Source organism: Veronia pacifica (assembly GCF_001707825.1).
Lineage (GTDB): Bacteria > Pseudomonadota > Gammaproteobacteria > Enterobacterales > Vibrionaceae > Veronia > Veronia pacifica.
On the sequence record NZ_LYBM01000107.1, the window covers coordinates 1 to 959 of the forward strand.

1 protein-coding gene is annotated in these 959 nt (G+C 49.9%); it reads right to left on the reverse strand.

The window, feature by feature from the left end; genetic code table 11:
* A partial coding sequence (locus A8L45_RS23310) for a calcium-binding protein (RefSeq protein WP_139122471.1) occupies positions 1-959 on the reverse strand: 959 nt, incomplete at both ends.

A 959-nucleotide genomic window follows, 5' to 3' on the forward strand; every position in this document is an offset into this window, starting at 1 on the left:
GCCGTCTCCGCCGTCAAGCACGTCGTTACCCGCACCACCATCAATGCGGTTATTTTCAGCGCCGCCAGTGATCTGGTCACTGCCCGCCGATCCTTCAACAATCTCAATACCCTTGCCCGTTAGATCAATATCGACGGCTTGAGAGTTTTCAAAGATGAGTGTGTCTGTACCTTCTCCACCATTAACCGTATCTTGCTCATCAGCATAAATCGTGTCGTCGCCAGCCCCGCCATCAAGGTTATCAGCGCCTTCATTACCGTGAAGAATATCGTTGCCGTCTCCGCCGGAGAGGATATCGTTTCCGCCACGACCGTAGATCGTGTCATCTCCGTTACTTCCGATGATTTCATCATTCAGTTCCGTCCCCTCACCACTATTTGAATCGCTACTAGCAAAGGTGGAGAGATCGACGACAGTACCATCGTCCAATTCTATTTTTTCTATTGTATTGTTGCTGCTGTCCATACGCTTGATGGTCACTTTGTCACCATCACCCAAATCGACAATTAAATTACTACCGTCTCTCCTCAGCAAAATATCTGCAGCAGTAATGCCACCTTGCAACTTAAGAACATCGTTCCCGGCAAAGTCATCAAAGTTCTCTTCGCGGGTACGGGTGACATTGCGATAACGGGTTTCCCAGCGATAATCGGTATACGCCTCACGCCGCGTCGTTTTATCTTTACCACTGCCAACGGTCACGTTTCGGTATCGCGTATAGGGCACTTGAACCTGATAGGACTCCTGAGCCTGATACTCCACCGTCCGAACACCCGCATGTTCGTCTGTGATGGTGTCGTGCCCATCCCCTTTACGGAAAATATAAACATCATCACCAACGCCACCATTGAGAGTGTCGTCTCCACGACCACCCATCATGGTGTCATTACCCTCATTACCGTTTACCGTATCATTGCCCGCAAAGGATTCGAGGTAATCGTTTTCGGCTGTGCCCGCGA